Source organism: Brachybacterium timonense (assembly GCF_900258505.1).
Classification (GTDB): domain Bacteria; phylum Actinomycetota; class Actinomycetes; order Actinomycetales; family Dermabacteraceae; genus Brachybacterium; species Brachybacterium timonense.
The window spans coordinates 416,892-433,187 of record NZ_LT984895.1; the positions used below are offsets into that span (position 1 = coordinate 416,892).

17 protein-coding genes, 4 pseudogenes and 1 other annotated feature are annotated in these 16,296 nt (G+C 67.5%); of the genes and pseudogenes, 12 read left to right on the forward strand and 9 right to left on the reverse strand.

The window, feature by feature from the left end:
- Positions 1-3 precede the first annotated feature (3 nt).
- The gene (locus C8271_RS14260; protein WP_281260353.1) at positions 4-135 is read right to left on the reverse strand and encodes a hypothetical protein; all 132 of its coding nucleotides are present in this window, start codon (positions 133-135) and stop codon (positions 4-6) included.
- 158 nt (positions 136-293) lie between these two features.
- Between C8271_RS14260 and C8271_RS01745 the strand changes: the two are divergent.
- Positions 294-823, forward strand: a pseudogene (locus C8271_RS01745) (transposase); the annotation flags it as partial.
- Positions 824-1,370: 547 nt separating this feature from the next.
- Here C8271_RS01745 and C8271_RS01755 read toward each other — a convergent pair.
- The 4 genes from C8271_RS01755 to C8271_RS01775 all read right to left on the reverse strand — a co-directional run bounded on the left by C8271_RS01755 (position 1,371) and on the right by C8271_RS01775 (position 4,282).
- Complete coding sequence (locus C8271_RS01755; RefSeq protein ID WP_106505863.1) at positions 1,371-1,850, reverse strand: hypothetical protein; 480 nt, start codon at positions 1,848-1,850, stop codon at positions 1,371-1,373.
- On the reverse strand, positions 1,843-2,124 hold the full coding sequence (locus C8271_RS01760) for a hypothetical protein (protein WP_106505864.1): 282 nt from the start codon (positions 2,122-2,124) through the stop codon (positions 1,843-1,845). The genes C8271_RS01755 and C8271_RS01760 overlap by 8 nt, the downstream gene beginning before the upstream one ends.
- 1 nt (position 2,125) lies before the next feature.
- Positions 2,126-2,833, reverse strand: coding sequence for a C2 family cysteine protease (locus tag C8271_RS01765; protein ID WP_138774501.1), 708 nt, complete (start codon positions 2,831-2,833; stop codon positions 2,126-2,128).
- 759 nt (positions 2,834-3,592) lie between these two features.
- Positions 3,593-4,282, reverse strand: a complete 690-nt coding sequence (locus C8271_RS01775) for a hypothetical protein (RefSeq protein ID WP_106505867.1) — start codon at positions 4,280-4,282, stop codon at positions 3,593-3,595.
- Positions 4,283-4,392: 110 nt separating this feature from the next.
- Between C8271_RS01775 and C8271_RS14400 the strand changes: the two are divergent.
- The 7 genes and pseudogenes from C8271_RS14400 to C8271_RS01805 all read left to right on the forward strand — a co-directional run.
- Positions 4,393-4,518 (forward strand): annotated as a pseudogene (locus C8271_RS14400) (MerR family transcriptional regulator); the annotation flags it as partial.
- A gap of 42 nt (positions 4,519-4,560) precedes the next feature.
- Positions 4,561-4,718, forward strand: a pseudogene (locus C8271_RS14405) (IS3-like element IS3501 family transposase); the annotation flags it as partial.
- Positions 4,617-4,719: a sequence feature (AL1L pseudoknot), on the forward strand. It overlaps the preceding pseudogene by 102 nt.
- A 248-nt stretch (positions 4,720-4,967) precedes the next feature.
- Complete coding sequence (locus tag C8271_RS01785) at positions 4,968-5,204, forward strand: helix-turn-helix domain-containing protein (protein WP_138774502.1); 237 nt, start codon at positions 4,968-4,970, stop codon at positions 5,202-5,204.
- A 100-nt stretch (positions 5,205-5,304) separates the two neighbouring features.
- Complete coding sequence (locus tag C8271_RS01790; protein ID WP_106505870.1) at positions 5,305-5,892, forward strand: YdhK family protein; 588 nt, start codon at positions 5,305-5,307, stop codon at positions 5,890-5,892.
- Positions 5,893-5,978: 86 nt separating this feature from the next.
- Positions 5,979-6,542, forward strand: coding sequence for a CueP family metal-binding protein (locus C8271_RS01795; protein ID WP_106505871.1), 564 nt, complete (start codon positions 5,979-5,981; stop codon positions 6,540-6,542).
- Between the two features lie 297 nt (positions 6,543-6,839).
- Positions 6,840-7,091 carry a TlpA disulfide reductase family protein gene (locus tag C8271_RS14050; protein ID WP_245920743.1) on the forward strand — a complete coding sequence of 84 codons (252 nt, stop codon included), beginning with the start codon at positions 6,840-6,842 and terminating at the stop codon, positions 7,089-7,091.
- Positions 7,092-7,214: 123 nt separating this feature from the next.
- The gene (locus tag C8271_RS01805; protein ID WP_106505872.1) at positions 7,215-7,829 is read left to right on the forward strand and encodes a cytochrome c biogenesis CcdA family protein; all 615 of its coding nucleotides are present in this window, start codon (positions 7,215-7,217) and stop codon (positions 7,827-7,829) included.
- A gap of 18 nt (positions 7,830-7,847) precedes the next feature.
- Here the strand turns inward: C8271_RS01805 and C8271_RS01810 are convergent, their stop codons facing one another.
- The 4 genes from C8271_RS01810 to C8271_RS01825 form a co-directional block, all read right to left on the reverse strand.
- Positions 7,848-8,864 (reverse strand): sensor histidine kinase, encoded by a 1,017-nt coding sequence (locus tag C8271_RS01810; protein ID WP_245921160.1) that lies wholly within the window; start codon positions 8,862-8,864, stop codon positions 7,848-7,850.
- Positions 8,865-8,995: 131 nt separating this feature from the next.
- The gene (locus C8271_RS01815; RefSeq protein ID WP_106505873.1) at positions 8,996-9,709 is read right to left on the reverse strand and encodes a response regulator transcription factor; all 714 of its coding nucleotides are present in this window, start codon (positions 9,707-9,709) and stop codon (positions 8,996-8,998) included.
- The gene (locus C8271_RS01820; protein ID WP_106505874.1) at positions 9,699-12,116 is read right to left on the reverse strand and encodes a heavy metal translocating P-type ATPase; all 2,418 of its coding nucleotides are present in this window, start codon (positions 12,114-12,116) and stop codon (positions 9,699-9,701) included. Before C8271_RS01820 ends, C8271_RS01815 begins: the two co-directional genes overlap by 11 nt.
- A 50-nt stretch (positions 12,117-12,166) precedes the next feature.
- Complete coding sequence (locus C8271_RS01825) at positions 12,167-12,490, reverse strand: cation transporter (protein WP_017824292.1); 324 nt, start codon at positions 12,488-12,490, stop codon at positions 12,167-12,169.
- A gap of 539 nt (positions 12,491-13,029) precedes the next feature.
- Here C8271_RS01825 and C8271_RS01830 point away from each other — a divergent pair.
- The 4 genes and pseudogenes from C8271_RS01830 to C8271_RS01850 all read left to right on the forward strand — a co-directional run bounded on the left by C8271_RS01830 (position 13,030) and on the right by C8271_RS01850 (position 16,267).
- A complete protein-coding gene (locus tag C8271_RS01830; protein WP_245920746.1) occupies positions 13,030-14,418 on the forward strand; it encodes an IS256 family transposase in 1,389 nt (462 codons plus the stop codon).
- Positions 14,419-14,470: 52 nt separating this feature from the next.
- Positions 14,471-14,686, forward strand: a pseudogene (locus tag C8271_RS01840) (metal ABC transporter solute-binding protein, Zn/Mn family); the annotation flags it as partial.
- 4 nt (positions 14,687-14,690) lie between these two features.
- Positions 14,691-15,437, forward strand: coding sequence for a metal ABC transporter ATP-binding protein (locus C8271_RS01845; RefSeq protein ID WP_106505876.1), 747 nt, complete (start codon positions 14,691-14,693; stop codon positions 15,435-15,437).
- Entirely contained in the window at positions 15,434-16,267 is an 834-nt protein-coding gene (locus C8271_RS01850) for a metal ABC transporter permease (RefSeq protein ID WP_106505877.1), read from the forward strand. Before C8271_RS01845 ends, C8271_RS01850 begins: the two co-directional genes overlap by 4 nt.
- The last annotated feature ends 29 nt before the right edge of the window (positions 16,268-16,296 follow it).

Sequence of the window (16,296 nt, forward strand, 5' to 3'; positions counted from 1 at the left end):
CGCTTACTTCGGCGCGTGATGCCCATCCCGGTCCTCGGTGCGTTTCGCGCGGTAGCGCTCTACCGCTACTCCGGCAATGAAGGCAAGAGAAAGGAACGGGATGGCCAGCGGAAGGCTGGTGAGAATCTCAGACATGAGAGCACTCCTTCGGACGAGCGTCAGTTGACAGAGACGCACACACGCTGAGGCCAACCACTCTGCTTCTCAGCCTGGGCTGACCCCGTTTCGTAGGTCCAGTCGTTATGAGAGTTGTCCCGTTGCCTGCGGTCGTGGGCAGGGAGACTGGTCAGATCATGTCGAACAGCAGGAAGCGTCACACTCTGGAGCAGGTTGTCCGTCAGCTTGGGTAGGCCGACAGGATGCTCGCCGACGGCAGCGACATCGCCGCGGTGTGTCGGGAGCTGGGGTGTGCGAGCAGACGTACTACCGGTGGCGGAACCAGTACGGCGGACTGAAGGCCGACGACGCAAAGCGCTTGAAGGAGTTGGAGAAGCACAACGTGACCCTGATGCGTCTGCTGGCGGAAGCGGAGCTGGCGAAGGCCGTGCTCAAGGAGCTGGCTGAGGGAAACTTCTCAGCCCGCACAGGCGCCGCGCCGCCGTTGATCACCTCTAGCGCAGGTGCGGGTGAGCGAACGGATGACGTGCCGTGCAAGCGCGTCGGGTCCTCGACCGTCGACGCGCCGAACGTGGTGTGGGCGGTGGACTTCCAGTTCGACGCCGATGCGCACGGATGATTGATCACGATCTGCTCGATCGTGGACGAACACGCCCGGGAGTGCATCGGCGGCTTCGTGGAGCGCTCGATGACCGTCGACCGACTCCGTCGAGCGCCACAGGTACCACGAGACGTTCGCGATGGCGATCAGCGCGAGCATCAACCCGCGGGCGATGTCGGGGGCGAGGGAGCGGGCCGGCACAGCAGGCGCGGCAGACACGGTGGCATCGGGCGTTCCTGCGGCGCCGGGGGTTGTGGCGGCGGCGTTGCTCGATGCGGCGGGCCGACGGCGGCGGTGTCGTCGGCGGGGCGGGAGCGGAAGCGAAGGTCACGGTGGGGGCCTTCCGGGATGGCGGTCGGGATGGTGATCGACGTCGGGGCCACGCTAGTGCGGTGCTCGCCGTGCGTCCCACGACGAAAGTCAGGGGCCCGGGGTCCGTTCAGCGAGGGAGTCTCGCAGGGACGAGCTATAGGGGTGCCGGCGCATGAATCGCACGCGTCTCGCGCGCAGAGGTAGAGCCTGCCCTCATCAGTCCGGTGCTCCGTGATGTCGGTCAGCCACAGTTCGTCGATGCTATCGGCGGAGAGGTCGCGCTTCACGAGATCGTCGTGGACTGCTGACCTGGGGCGATGCCCTGGTCAGCTGAGACCGCTCAGCCGCAGTCGCTGCCGTTCAGCCGCGCGCCGGTGATGCTGAAGATCCCCTGGTCGGCGAGTTCGAACTCGGCGCCGTGCTGGTCGGTGGCGTGTCGGACCAGCCAGGCGCCCTTGCGCTTCTCCCTGCCGAGCGGGGAGAAGCTCCATTCCTCGAGCACCGGATCGAGCGCTGCGGTCCAGGGCTCCCAGTCCATGCCCTGACCGGACTCCGGGTAGAGGCTGGAGTCCGCCTCCCAGCGGCCTGGGTGGTACTTCTCCGCACAGGGCTCGACGGGCTGCAGGGCGGTCGCGCCACCCTCCCAGTCCAGATCGCGCACGGTGTCCATCGCGGCCATGAGGGCGTCGACCACCTGGGTGTAGTGGGCCACGGCGTCGGCGGCGTCGATCGGCTCGGTGCGCAGGCCGCAGCCGGTGAGCGTGGCCAGGGGGAGCGCGGCGAGCAGGGTGCGGCGGGGGAGGCGGGCGCGGTCACTCATCGGCGGCGTCGATCTCCTCGATCTCCAGGACGACAGCGCCGCGTCGTACGCGGGTGGAGGCGATCACGTCGCGGGCGGCCATGCGGTGGGCGCCTCCGAGCATGCACCATTCGCCGATGCGCAGCTCCACGCGGCACATCTGCGGGGCGTCCGATGTGGTGAACCACAGTTCGGCGACGGGGCCGGAGCCGTCGTCGACGGTGCTGACCACCGTGATGGAGACGTCGTCGTCGACGAGGCGCCCTGCCTGCATGATCGGGTGGGTGCCGTGCATATCAACCCTCTCCGATACCGGTCATGAAGATGTCGAAGGGGAACCCCGGGTCGTCAGGCTTCACCCGAACCTCGTAGCCGGGGGCGGGTCTGTCACCGGGGCCCGGGCCGTGCGGGTTGGTCAGGATGATCTCGCCGGTGCTCTCGTCGTAGCCGGAGACGTGGTAGACGTGGGCGCTGACGAGCTCGCTGCTGTTGGGGCCGATCGGCTTGATCGGGTCGGTCATGACGGTGACGGGCCGGCCCTCGTCGATCGCCTGCTTGAACTCCTCGAAGGACGGCTGCCCGAGGGTGTCCGACTCACGGGCGCGCTGACCGGTGATGATCTCGAGACCTTTGGCGGGGGTGTCCGCGGAGACGGCGGATGCGCGGCCGTCCACGGAGTTGATCATGGCCTGCTCGTAGATGGACAGCACTCCCGGTTCGCCGTTTTTCGCATTCCGAGCGCCGTTGACCCCGAGGTCCGACGGGGCGACGGAGATGTCCCTCCACTCGCCGTCGACGTAGAGCCGTACGGTCCATCCGTCGGAACCTGGCGGGCTGCCTTTGGGGGTGATGTTGTCGGACAGCAGCTTCGGGTCGGTCTGTTGGACAGCCATCAGGCCTGCGAGGAACCAGCAGTCGCCGAGTGCCCCCCTGGTCCATGACCTCTTCCATGATCGCTTTCTTGGAAGTGTCGATGCTCGAGGGATCCCAGTCGGGATGCTCATCTGTGTACCGGGCACCCAGGATGTTCTCCGGGTTGCCGGCACGGACCGGGTCCCTCCAGAGATCGGAGATGCGTTCGCCCCCGTTGATGATGTCGCTCCAGTCGATGAACTCTCCGCCGACGAGACCGTCGTAGCGGCCGGAGTCGACGTGCCCGTTCGGGTCGGAGACGGCGTCCTGCTCGGCCGCGTTCGTCGCGAGGATCTCGGCGGAGCTGTGCAGCGCGTCCACGGCGGTGTTCCACTGCTCGCAGACACTCCGGAAGGCGTCCTGGAACTGGTCGGCGTCCGGGCCGCGCCAGGTGACACCGGCGACGAGTCCCTGCATGCGCTCCATCGTGCTGAGCGCCAGCTCACCGTTGCGCTGGGAGGCGCGGGCCTGCTCGATCAGTTGGTCGGTGTTCGCCCCATAGAACGTCATCGTCTCCCCCTCGTCGTCTCTTCACCATTCAAACAGGCGGTGGCCTGGACGACGATGGGGAGGTGTCCCCTGGAGGCAGGCGCCCGCTGTGCAGGGATGGTACGGCGTGCGCGGCCACGGGGCAGGTCTCGCCGATGGTCGTGCTCGTCTTCAGCATCGACTCGAAGGTGGTGAGCAGCAGCCCGCAGATCGCCGGGAGGATGATCGCCACCTACTGGCTGGATGTGGTGTTCAGCGAGGGAGAGGCCACCGAGAAGCATGCGCTGGTGCCGGCGGTGCGGCGGATGCGTCAGCGGGGCTTCGCCGTTGACTTCCGCGCCGGCGGGGTCCACCCCGCTCGGTCAGCGGGCGGCGCTGCCGCGGGCCTGCTCGGTGTCACGGTTGAGTGCGCTGTTCAGCGCCCACAGACCACCGTAGAGGACCGCGGAGACCGGCCACACCGCCCATGCCTGGCCCCAGCCGTTGAACCCCAGGCCCCAGATCAGGAAGACGGCGAGCGTGATGGACCACCACAGCGCGGCGACGACCCGGATGGCAGTGCTCCTGCTGTGGTCGAGGTCGTCCTGGGGGTCATGCGCGGGGTGCAGGTGCTCGGCGGCGCGTCCGCCGGCGTTCGGGGCGATCCAGCAGAACAGGCCCAGCGCGATCACGGCCAGGGTGCCGGCGGCCCCGAACAGGATCAGCTGATCCGCACCCAGCAGCGTCGGCCCTCCGGCGTCGGTCCGCGTCCTCTCCTCGGCCAGGAGTGCGGGCAGGAACACGCACAGCGGCGAGAGGATGAACAGCGCCAGTGCCGCTGCCTTGTTCCATGTGCTGCTACCGGCGGAGCGCAGCTGCCCGGCATACCGCCTCACGGCGCTGGTCGCCGTGACCTCGCCCTGCTCGATGTCCTCGAAGGCACGCATCCTCGCGCCGCGGAGCATGGCGATCAGCACGCCGGCCGCCACGATCGCGAGCAGGAGGGCCAGGCCGATGGCCACCGCGGTGTCCTCCGTCAGGAATCCGCCCTCGGCCGCTCCCAGCAGGAGCAAGCAGCACGGTGGGGGAGTGAGGCGTCCAGGGTTTCGTTCCGAGTCTCAGCAAGGAGAATCGGAGCATGCCCAAGAAGTTCAGTCCTCAGCTGCGTGACCGCGCCGTGCGGATGGTCTACGACCGTCAAGCCCGCGAGGGCGGTCCCCGTGCAGCATCGATCCGTGCGGTCGCCCCGCAGCTCGGTGTCGGCGAGGAGACGCTACGGATCTGGCGCAACCGCTACGGCCCCACCGAACCAGCCGGCCCGGGAGAGCCGCTCGAGGAGGAGAATCGTCGGCTCAAGCGTGAGCTTGCCGAAGCCCGGCGCGCTCACGAGATCCTGAAAGCCGCCTCTGCGTTTTTCGCAGCGGAACTCGACCGCCCCACAACGAAATGATCGCGTTCATCGATATGCATCGCGAGCAGTTCGGGGTCGAGGCCATCTGTCGCATCCTCGGTGCGACAGAATGTGGGTTCATCACCTCCCGCGGATACCGCGCCTCCAAGGTCAGGCCGGCCTCCGCGCGTAGCGTTCGGGACGAGATCCTCGTCGAGGTGGCCTGACCCCCTTTTGTAGGTCCAGTCATTGTGGGAGTTGTCCTGTTGCTCGAGGCTTCGGGCAGAGAGACTGTCGCGCGTCAGACTTAGTGGCAGGGCCGTTATGTAGGTCCTGAAGGAGAGTCAGACACGGGTAGACCACCCTCGATTCCGGCGGAGAAGACCCGGATAGTGCTGAGCGTGCTGGCCGGCGAGATGTCCATCGCCGAAGCGGCACGCAAGGAGAAAGTCAGTGAGCAGTCCATCGGACGGTGGAAGGCCGAGTTCCTGGAAGCCAGCAAGGCCGCCCTGGTGGACGGCAGGTCCGGACCATCCTCCCGAGAGGAACAGCTGGAGGCTGAGGTCGCCGAGCTGACCCACTCGTTTGGAGGCAATGCGGAATGACTGGTCAACGTTGTGCTCAAGAAGTCAAGATCTGACCTTGAGGAGACCTTGATCTAGGGGTCATAGGCTGGTACAAAGCATCCCCTGACTAGGAGAAATCATGCGTTCTCGTCGCTCTCTCGGCCGTCTCGCGGCCGTCGTCGTCACCGGTGCGATTGTGCTTGCCGGCTGCACCGACAGCGGGTCTGAGGAGAGTCAGACGCCGGGCGAGTCAGAAGCGTTGGAGGCGTCCGATGGAGGCAGCCACGGCGGCATGGAGCACCCGATGGATGGCGGCCCTGCGCCCGAAGGTATGGCGTCTGCGGAGGATCCCGAGTTCCCGGTCGGCACGGAGGTGACGCTCACGGCGGACCACATGGAGGGCATGGAGGGGGCGACGGCGACGATCTCGGGCGCCTTCGACACCACGACCTACTCGGTCAGCTTCACGCCGACCGATGGCGGTGAGCCGGTCACTGACCACAAGTGGGTGGTTCACGAGGAGCTCGAGGACCCGGGCGAGGCACCGCTGGCGGAGGGCACCGAGGTGGTGATCACCGCCGATCACATGGCGGGTATGGAGGGTGCTGAGGCCACCATCGACAGTGCCACCGAGGAGACCGTGTACATGGTCGATTACGAAGCCGACGGGATGATGATGACGAACCACAAGTGGGTCGTCGAGAGCGAGATCGAGGCCCTCCAGTGAACTCCCCGGCAAGACCGCATAGCGCGTTGGGTCCCTCCGGCGGTGGATCCCGCCGCGGGACCGGCCAGCTGCACCGACGATCACTCTTGATCGGTGTCGGACTGCTCCCGTTCGTGGTCGCTGGCTGTGGGACCCGCGGAGCTGAGGACGCTCCCGTCACGGGAGGTGAGGACCTGCTCCGGGAACATGGGTTCGCTGACGCCGACGCACAGGAGATCATCGACCAGCTTGAAGCGCTCCCGGTGGCTGAGCGACCGCAGAACCTGATCGCCAGCGTCACCGCGAGATCCCTTCAGCTCAGTGACGATGCAGGGCGCGAGGCCGAGTTGCCCCTTCCCGAGGACCAGTTCTACTTGTCGGTGGCCCCGTTTGTCGAGACCACCCACGAGTGCGCCTTCCACAGCCTGACCACGTGCCTTGGAGAACTGCGCAACCGCGAGATCTCCGTGAGCGTGGTCGACAGCAGCTCGGGCGAGGTCCTTGAGGACGGCACTCACACCACGCACGACAACGGGTTCCTCGGTCTCTGGCTACCGCGCGGGATCACCGCGGAGCTCACGTGCACCCTCGAGGACTACACGGGGACCGCGTCCATCTCGACCCAGGCGGAGGATGATCTGACCTGTCTGACTAGTCTCCAGCTGACGTGAGCAGGCGAAGCACCCGGTCCGCCTTCTGGCATTCGGTGGTCGGCCCAACTGGGCGGAGCGTGACATCACGCCTGAGTCGTCGGACCACGCTCCGACTGGGCAGGAGCCTGCTCGTCCTCGCGCCTCTTCTTGCGGCGTGCAGCAGTTCTTCGGACGCCGCGAGGCGAACGCCGGGTACGTCTCCGGCGATGGTGGCGTCGTCGAGATTCCCCGGAGGGACGCGCCGATCCTCTGGAGATTCGGGGAACCACCTACGACGGCGACGACTTCAACTCCACGGCGCTGCGCGGTGCACCCTTGCTGATCAACGTCTGGTATGCGTCGTGTCCGCCGTGCCGGGTCGAAGCACCGGCGCTGAAGGCCGTGCACTCCGAGTACAGCGCCCTGGGAGTGGAATTCGTGGGCGTGAACACGCGCGACAAGGCCGGGCCCGCCGCCGCGTTCGAGGAGACCTTCGGCATCACCTACCCCTCGATCCCCGACACCGACGGGGCGGTGATCGCGTCCATGGACGGCAGCGTCTCGCCCAACGCCGCCCCACGACTTTGATTCTCGATGCTGAAGGACGAGTAGCCGCCCGGATCGCGGGCGCAGCCGATCAGAGCACCCTAGAGAGCCTCTTGGATGCCGTGCTAGCGGAGGCCGCCTGATGGGTGAACTGTTCGCACCACCGTGCTGAGCGGATCCCTGGCCGCAGCCCTGCTGCTGTCGATGGTGGCCGGTCTGGTCGCGTTCCTCTCGCCGTGCGTGCTTCCGGTGGTCCCCGGCTACCTCGGATACATCACCGGGCTCACCGGAGGAAGCGCCGGGCTGCCCCGCACCGGCGATCCCGGGGAACGGCCATGGCGCCTGGTCACCGGCGCTGTGCTGTTCGTCGCCGGGTTCACTGCGGTATTCCTGGTCATCGGAGGATTCGTCGGTGAACTCGGGTCATTGGTGATCCAGTACACCAGCGCGATCAATCGGATCTCCGGAGTGCTGGTGATCCTCATGGGCCTGGTGTTCGTGGGAATCTTCCCCCGCCTGTCCGGTGAGAAACGGATCCGGAAGCGCCCCGATGCCGGACTTACCGGCGCCCCGCTGCTCGGGATCACGTTCATCCTCTTCGCCCTCGTGTTCCGGCGCGCCCTAGGAATCTCCAAGATGCTGTCCCGGCATCGCCGCACGCTTCAGATCGTCGGCGGGTCCGTCCTGATCACCATCGGGCTGCTGTTGGTCTCCGGGGTGTGGGAGCAGTGGATGGCGCTCCTGCAGGTCCAGATCGGCACCTTCACCACGATCGTCTAAGGGTGCTGCTCTCGAGGATCAGCGTTCAACGGTCGCTCGAGGAAGCCGGATGGTGAAGACGGCTCCCCGCCCGGGCCCCTCACTGGCGGCAGCCATGGTCCCGCCGTGCGCATCCACGAGGGCACGACTGATCGTCAAGCCGATTCCCGAGCCGGAGTTTTCGCGGGTGCGAGCGCTGTCGGCGCGGAAGAAGCGTTCGAACAGCCGCGCCTGGTCACGCGCGGTGAAACCCTCACCGTCGTCGGACACCGCGATCTCCACCACGTCGCCGGTGGTGAGCGCTGAGAGAGTGACGGCGCCCCCGGGCGAGGTGTGCCGCAGGGCATTGCTCAGGAGGTTTCCGAGTACCTGGGCGAGGCGGTCCGGGTCGGCGTGAATGATCGGGGAGCGGCGCATAACGAAATCTCGTCGCAATGCCACACCCGCTGCCTCAAACCTCTCCTCCCATTCCTGGAGTGTTGAGTCCAGCAGGTCGCGGACCGACGTGGGCCGCAGTTCCACCGGGAGCTGTCCCTCTTCGGCACGGGACACCTCGCTGATGTCGTCGGCCAGCCGGGACAGGCGTATGGTCTGACCGGCAAGGATGGGCATGGCCGCCTCCGGCTCGATGACACCATCAGCCATCGCCTCGTGATGTGCCGAGAGAGTAGCAATGGGAGTACGTAGCTCGTGGGCGAGGTCAGAGAGCAGCCGGCGGCGATTCTCTTCGACGGCATCTAGGCGTGCAGCCATGTCGTTGAGCGTGGCGGCCAGAGAGTCCAGCTCGGTTCCCGCGCCGAGGGCGGGCACCCGAGTGGAGTAGTGGCCTCGGGAGAGTTCGTCCACGGCCAGGGTGAGGCGGTGGAGTGTCTGCCGGAGTCGTCGCGCCAGTCTCCAGGAGACCAGGCCTGCCGCTAGGAGGGAGACCACCAGTCCGACCCCGAGGGCGAGGGCGAGGGCGTCACGGTAGGCGCGCTCGATATGCAGAATCTCAGCACTGCCCACCGGAAGAGCAGTCTGGAGCAGGTGATAGTGGAAGACGGCGGGTCCGATCATCACCGTCAGAGCGGTGATGCTGACGGCGCCGGCACACACACAGCACGATGAGCTGGCCGATCATCAAACGTGAGGCGAGGCTCGTGCCGGGGCGGATCGTTCTGGCCGATGAGCGGGGATCAGTCACGCCGTCACCCCTTCCCCATCCGGTACCCGATACCGCGGACCGTGGTGACATACCGTGCCGAACCCGCTGTCTCGTCCAGTTTTCGTCGCAGGTTGGCAATATGCACATCGACGAGATGGTCATCTCCGATCCAGGTATCACCCCAGACGGCTTCCATCAGCTGGTGGCGGCTGAAGACCTGGCCCGGCCGACGGGCCAGGGTCATAAGCAGTCCCCTTTCGGTGGGGGTCAGCGGGACTGGTTGGCCAGCGAGCCGCACCTCCTGGGCGGCCGTATCGAGCTCAAGCTCTCCGAATGCGCGCACGGTGCCCGAAGGAGCGGTCCCGGGCTCGCCGCGGGGCCGCCGCAGCACGGCCTGGACCCGGGCGACAAGTTCACGCACGCTGAACGGTTTGGTGAGGTAGTCATCCGCACCCACCGACAGGCCCACCAGGCGATCAACCTCCTCTGATCGCGCCGTCGTGATCAGCACGTAGCAGTCGGAGAAGGCGCGGATCCTCCTCATCACCTCCAAGCCATCGAGGCCAGGCAGGCCGAGATCGAGGATGATCACGTCCGGTGACAAGGCGCGGGCTACCTCCACCGCCTCCGGACCGCTTCGCGCGCTTCTCGTGGCGTAGCCGGCCTTCACGAGGTATGCCTGCACGACGTCCGAGAGCGCGACTTCGTCTTCGACAACGAGAACCGTCGCTGCAGCTCGAGCCGATTCACTCCTCATGGGCTCCAGTCTGATCTCCGTTCCTGGGCGCCGTGGAGGTCCTGCTCGAGTCCGACCGGGAGCTGGCCGAGCCCGCGCGGCTCGAAGACTGGGTCGTCGACACCGAGGTCGAGCTCTCGCGGCCGGCCAGGCGCGCCGCGCTCTTGGCAGGGGTCAGATCCAGTCGGCGCAGCATCTGCGCATTCAAGGCCACAACGACAGTGGACAACGACATCAGGATCGCGCCGACCGACATGGGCAGTACGAATCCGATCGGCGCCAGGACACCGGCGGCCAGCGGAACGGCGGCGATGTTGTACCCGGCAGCCCACCACAGGTTCTGCTTCATCTTGCGGTAACTGGCACGGGAGAGCTGGATCACCGAGAGTACCGAGCGGGGATCGTCGGAGGCCAGGATCACGCCGGCGGAGGCGATCGCGACGTCGGTGCCGGCACCGATCGCGATGCCGACGTCGGCCTGCGCGAGGGCGGGGGCATCGTTGACGCCGTCGCCGACCATCGCCACGGCTCGTCCGTCGTGCTGGAGCTCGAGGACCTTCTCGCTCTTGTGCTCCGGGCGCACCTGGGCGAAGACCTGGTCGATACCGAGCTCGCCGGCCACGGCGCGGGCAACGGGCTGGGCATCGCCCGTGATCATGACGACGCGGATTCCCAGCTCGTGCAGGGCATCGACGGCCTCACGGGATTCCTGGCGCACTTCGTCGGCCAGGCCGATCGCTCCCGTGACCTGCCCGTCGAGGAGGACATGGAGGACGATCGCTCCGTCCGCGGACCACGACCCGGTCGCCGGCAGCGGCTGGTGACCGTGCTCGGCCAGCAGGTTGGGACCGCCGACCTGGACGGTGCGCCCGTCCACGGTCGCGCTGACGCCGACCGCGGTGGTGGACTGGAACTCGGTAGCGCGCGGCACGTCGAGTCCGCGTTCTGCGGCAGCGGCGGTGATGGCGCGGGCGAGCGGGTGCTCGCTGTCGGCCTCGGCCGCGGCGGCCAGCGCGAGCAGCTCGTCCTCGCCCAGGGTGCCGACGGTGGTGACGTGGTTCAGGGCGGGCTCGCCCTTAGTCAGCGTGCCCGTCTTGTCGAACAGGACGGTGTCGATGGTGCGCATCCGCTCCAGGGCGGCACGCTCCTTGACCAGGACGCCGCCCTTCGCGGCCCGCTCGGTCGAGATGGACACCACCAGCGGGATCGCCAGACCCAGCGCATGAGGGCAGGCGATGACCAGAACGGTGATCGCGCGGACCAGCGCACTCTCGGGCACCCCGACGACTGTCCACACGATCGCGGTGACGATCGCCGCGATCAGCGCGTACCAGAACAGCCAGCCGGCGGCTCTGTCCGCGAGCAGCTGGGCCCGGGTCGTGGAGGATTGGGCGTTGGCGACCAGGCGCTGGATGCCCGACAGGGCGGTGTCCTCACCGATCGCGGTGACGCGCACGCGCAGCGCGTTGTCCGTGGCCACCGTGCCGGCGACGACCTGATCACCGATCTCGCGACGCACGGGGCTGGACTCGCCGGTGATCATCGACTCGTCGACGTCGGCGCCACCATCGACGACTTCCCCGTCGGCCGGGACCCGGCCACCGGGTCGCACGATCACGACGTCTCCGAGCTGCAGCTCGGCCGGGGAAACCGCGACGATGTCCTCGCCCTCGATCTTCTCGGCCTGGTCGGGCAGGAGCGCGGCCAGGGAATCCAGCGCGGAGGAGGTCTGCGCGAGGGAGCGCATCTCGAGCCAGTGGCCCAGCAGCATGATCACGATCAGGAGGGCGAGCTCCCACCAGAAATCGAGCTCGTGGGAGAGCAGTCCGAGGCTGGCGCCGAGCGAGGAGACGAAGGCGACCGTGATCGCCATCCCGATCAGGAGCATCATGCCGGGCTTGCGGTCCCGGATCTCCTCGATCGCTCCGGTCAGGAACGGTCGACCACCCCACAGGTACATGACCGTGCCCAGGACCGGCGAGACCCACGGCACCCAGGCCGCGTCCGGCAGCGCATAGCCGAGCAGGTCAGCGAACATCCCGTTCAGCAGTACCGTCGGGATAGCAAGGACGAGCATGATCCAGAACAGCCGACGGAACATCCCCACGTGATCACCATGACCCGCATGGCCCCCGTGACCCGACATGTCGTGCCCCGCGTGCGGGTCGTGGTGCTCGTGGCCCGCCATGTCGTGCTCACCGTGCCCGGTCATGTCATGGCCGGTGTGCGTGGCGGTCGGCAGGGCATGCCCCTCGTGCGCCATCTGCTCGGCGTCGTAGCCGCCATGACGGTCCCCGCCCGGCGGAGCGTCCGACGGGCCGTGTGGGCCCGTGCCGCGGTGATGCCCGTGCTGGGCCATGTCGTGCCCGGCGTGGTCGGGTTCGGGGGTAACCGGGTGGTCGTGGCGGTGGTGGTGGGGGGTGCTCATGGTGTCCCTTCCGCAAGGCCCCGGACGGGGCTGGGTGTTGCCGGGGTGGGTCAGGCGTCGGCCACGGTGTAGCCGGCCTCCGCGACGGCGGCGCGGACGGCGGCCGGTGCGGCAGCTCCGGCCACGGTCACGGTGGAGATCCCACCGGGCGCCAGGTCGATCCGTACTTCCTCCACGCCCTCGAGAACGGTGATTGCCGTGGTCACGCTGTCGGCGCAGTGACCACAGGTCATGCCCCGCACCGGATACGTCGTGGTCTCGGCCGCGGACGTCGCAGTCGCCTCAGCAGCGGCGCGGTCCTCCACCGGGGCGGTGGCGCAGCAGGAACAGCCGGTGGAAGCCATCGGCAGGGGTCGAAGTGTCTCGGGGCTCATGAGGTACTCCTCGGATTAGAGGGTGCAGCAGCGGCGGAAACTATCGTTGCTCGCCTCAGTTCTATACCCCCCGGGGGTATTTGGCAAGTGATTCACTGCGGGAGCATGGGGTCGACCGGTCGCTCGGTGCCGGCTGCGCGGCTCTCGTCGGACACGCTCTCGTCCGCGATCGAAGAACGGCCGAGCCTGCCCGTCCTGCTGCTCGCAGTTGCGTGCGGCGCCGCCATTAGCAGGAACCCCCGAGATCACGCCCGCGGCCCGGGCAGCCGCTTTTGAGCTATTAAGGTCCCGGCCCCAACGGGCGCTAGCCGGAAAGACCAGCTATCGGATAGGCATGCGAAAGGCCCGAGATCCAGTCGTCCGGCTGGGGTTCTCAGGCCCCACCAGACAGGAATGGGACGCACTCGATCCCCGGGTGCAAGTTGAGTCCCGCATAGTGGTGTAGCGCGGTGGCCCTGTGATCGTCCCGGACGGGGACGCGGTCACCGTGTGATCCTTCGAGTCAACCTTCCACAGAATCCTCGAACGGAGTCATCACGATGACCGCTCCCCATATTGTCGACCCTCACGGCCTGCTCGGTGAAGCCCTGGCCGAAGCGTCCCCGGATCTGATGCGCAGCCTGCTGCAGGACGTGATCAACGCCCTACTCTCCGCGGACGCTGATGCCGTCACCGGCGCCGAGTACGGCCGACCCAGCCCGGACCGGACCGCTCAGCGCAACGGCTACCGTCACCGCGACCTCGACACCCGCGTCGGCACGATCAACGTCGCCGTCCCCAAGCTCCGCACCGGCACCTACTTCCCCGAGTGGCTGCTCGAGCGGCGCAAACGCGCCGAATCAGCCCTGATCACAGTCGTCGCGGACTGCTACCTCGCCGGTGTCTCCACCCGCCGCATGGACAAGCTCGTCAAGACCCTCGGCATCAACAGCCTCTCGAAGTCGCAGGTCAGCAGGATGGCGGCGTCGTTGGACGAGCACGTCGAACAGTTCCGCCACCGCCCCCTGGACGAGGCCGGCCCCTTCACCTTCGTCTCCGCCGACGCGCTGACGATGAAAGTCCGCGAAGGTGGGCGCGTGATCAATGCCGTCGTCCTGCTCGCGACCGGCGTGAACGGCGATGGGCACCGCGAGGTCCTCGGCATGCGGGTGGCCACCTCCGAGACCGCAGCTGCATGGAACGGGTTCTTCGCCGACCTCGTCGCCCGCGGCCTTTCCGGGGTCCGCCTGGTCACCAGCGACGCCCATGCCGGGCTGGTTGAGGCGATCGCTGCGCATCTGCCTGGCGCAGCCTGGCAGCGATGCCGCACCCACTACGCCGCGAACCTCATGGCCGTCACGCCCAAGAGCATGTGGCCTGCGGTGAAGGCGATGCTGCACAGCGTCTATGACCAGCCCGATGCAGCAGCGGTCAACGCCCAGTTCGACAGGCTGCTGGACTACGTCGGCGAGAAGCTCCCGGCCGTGGCAGAGCACCTCGATGCCGCGCGTGCTGATCTGCTCGCGTTCACGGCGTTCCCCAAGGACGTGTGGGTGCAGATCTGGTCAAACAACCCCACCGAGCGACTGAACAAAGAGATCCGACGCCGCACCGACTCCGTCGGTATCTTCCCCACCCGCGAGGCGATCGTCCGCCTCGTCGGCGCGGTCCTGGCCGAACAGACCGACGAATGGGCCGAAGGGCGACGCTATCTCGGACTCGACGTCCTCGCCCGCTGCCGCCTCAACCTCGTCCCCGACACCAGCACCGAGGAGGNCGAGGCGATCGTCCGCCTCGTCGGCGCGGTCCTGGCCGAACAGACCGACGAATGGGCCGAAGGGCGACGCTATCTCGGACTCGACGTCCTCGCCCGCTGCCGCCTCAACCTCGTCCCCGACACCAGCACCGAGGAGGTCACCGCAAGCTCCCTGCCCGCACTGACAGCCTGACCCCTCCCAGCGAAGGATCGCTACACCACTTCCAGGGACTTGACCCACCACCTTCGTGAAGGAGAACAAGGTGCCAGCCGTGTTCTGCGAGTCCACCGTCTCGGACAAGCCGATGCAGCAGGTGGCACATGACAGCGGTGCGCGCTTCGGCGGAACCCTGTATGTGGACTCCCTGTCCGATGCCGGCGGTCCGGTCCCGACCTACCTCGATCTCATCCGCCACGACGCCGATGTCATCGTCGCCGGTCTCACCGGGAAGGAGTCCTGAATCCATGCCCTCCGCCCCGGCGATCGCGGCGCGCGGGGTCACCGTCCGCTACGGCGACGTGCTGGCCCTGGAGTCCGCCTCACTCTCCATCGCTCCTGGGCGGGTGACCGGTCTGGTCGGGATGAACGGCTCCGGGAAATCCACCCTCCTCAAGGCCCTCACCGGCATGGTCAGGCCTGATGAGGGGGAGATCGAGCTGCTCGGGCACTCCGTCTCGGCGGCCCGCGCGCACGGTCTCATCGGCTATATGCCGCAGAGCGAGGACATCGACCCGACGTTCCCGATTAGCGTGCGCGACGTCGTGATGATGGGGCGCTACGGGGCCCTTGGCCTCACGCGACGACCGCGGGCGGCGGACCGCGCCGCTGTGGCCGAGGCGCTCGAGCGGGTGGAGCTGTCCGATCTGGCCGGCCGGCAGATTGGTCAGCTCTCCGGTGGTCAGCGCAAGCGTGCCTTCCTCGCCCGTGCCATCGCCCAGGGGGCGAGCCTTCTGCTGCTGGACGAGCCTTTCGCCGGGGTCGACAAACGCAGTGAGGCCACGATCGTGCGTCTGCTGCGGGAGCTGGCCTCATCTGGCCGGAGCATCCTGATCTCCACGCACGATCTGCATGCGCTGCCGCAGCTGGCCGATGATGCCGTCCTCCTGCTGCGCACCGTCCTGTTCCATGGGTCGGTGCACGAGGCGCTCGAGCCTGAACGTCTCGCGACCGCGTTCGGGCTGGACGTGCTGACCGGGGGCGGCGCCGCATGACCGCGCTGACCTGGCACACTGAGCCGCTGATGTACGACTTCATGGTGCGTGCACTGGTCACGACCTGCATCGCCGCGGCAGCGTGTGCGCTGCTGTCCTGCTGGCTGGTTCTCATCGGATGGTCCCTCATGGGGGACGCCGTCTCCCACGCTGTCCTCCCCGGGGTGGTGATCGCCTATATCGTCGGCGCCCCCTTCGCGGTAGGGGCCATCATCGCTGGGTTCTTCGCCGTCGGTCTGATCGGATGTGTCCAGGGCACGAACCGAGTCAAAGAGGATGCCGCCATCGGCATCGTGTTCACCACCCTGTTCTCGATCGGGCTCGTCCTCATCTCCATCACCCCGAGCCAGACGAACCTCACGCACATCGTCTTCGGCAACGTCCTGGGGGTCTCCTCCCTCGACCTGCTACAGGTGGTGGTGCTGGCGGCCGTCGTGATCGGTGTGCTGCTCCTGCGTCGACGTGACCTCGTGCTGTATGCCTTCGATCCCGGGCACGCCCACGCCATCGGGCTGTCGCCCAGACGCCTCGGCGCACTGCTGCTTGCGCTGCTCGCCCTGACGTCCGTGGTCGCTCTGCAGGTCGTCGGTGTGGTGCTCATCGTGGCGATGCTGATCATCCCCGGCGCCACAGCGCGTCTGCTCACTGACAGCTTCGGCAGGATACTGGTGATCGCGCCGCTGCTGGCGATCGCCTGCTCGGCTCTCGGGCTCTACATCAGCTTCTGGGCCGACGCATCACCCGGCGGGCTCGTGGTCCTGTGTCAGGCAGGAGCGTTCGTGCTGGCGCTGCTGGCGGGGCTGCGTCGTCGGAGGAGCAGGCGGGTCTGAGGGGCGACGGGTGGGTGCGGCAGGATGCC

What these genes read in the sequence shown, in the direction of transcription:
- C8271_RS01760 (WP_106505864.1), bottom strand. Translation starts at nt 2,124, where the DNA reads ATGCACGGCACCCACCCGATCATGCAGGCAGGGCGCCTCGTCGACGAC.
- C8271_RS01820 (WP_106505874.1), bottom strand. Translation starts at nt 12,116, where the DNA reads ATGAGCACCCCCCACCACCACCGCCACGACCACCCGGTTACCCCCGAA.
- C8271_RS01810 (WP_245921160.1), bottom strand. Translation starts at nt 8,864, where the DNA reads ATGATCGGACCCGCCGTCTTCCACTATCACCTGCTCCAGACTGCTCTT.
- C8271_RS01815 (WP_106505873.1), bottom strand. Translation starts at nt 9,709, where the DNA reads ATGAGGAGTGAATCGGCTCGAGCTGCAGCGACGGTTCTCGTTGTCGAA.
- C8271_RS01755 (WP_106505863.1), bottom strand. Translation starts at nt 1,850, where the DNA reads ATGAGTGACCGCGCCCGCCTCCCCCGCCGCACCCTGCTCGCCGCGCTC.
- C8271_RS01765 (WP_138774501.1), bottom strand. Translation starts at nt 2,833, where the DNA reads ATGAGCATCCCGACTGGGATCCCTCGAGCATCGACACTTCCAAGAAAG.
- C8271_RS01850 (WP_106505877.1), top strand. Translation starts at nt 15,434, where the DNA reads ATGACCGCGCTGACCTGGCACACTGAGCCGCTGATGTACGACTTCATG.
- C8271_RS14260 (WP_281260353.1), bottom strand. Translation starts at nt 135, where the DNA reads ATGTCTGAGATTCTCACCAGCCTTCCGCTGGCCATCCCGTTCCTTTCT.
- C8271_RS01790 (WP_106505870.1), top strand. Translation starts at nt 5,305, where the DNA reads ATGCGTTCTCGTCGCTCTCTCGGCCGTCTCGCGGCCGTCGTCGTCACC.
- C8271_RS01845 (WP_106505876.1), top strand. Translation starts at nt 14,691, where the DNA reads ATGCCCTCCGCCCCGGCGATCGCGGCGCGCGGGGTCACCGTCCGCTAC.
- C8271_RS01825 (WP_017824292.1), bottom strand. Translation starts at nt 12,490, where the DNA reads ATGAGCCCCGAGACACTTCGACCCCTGCCGATGGCTTCCACCGGCTGT.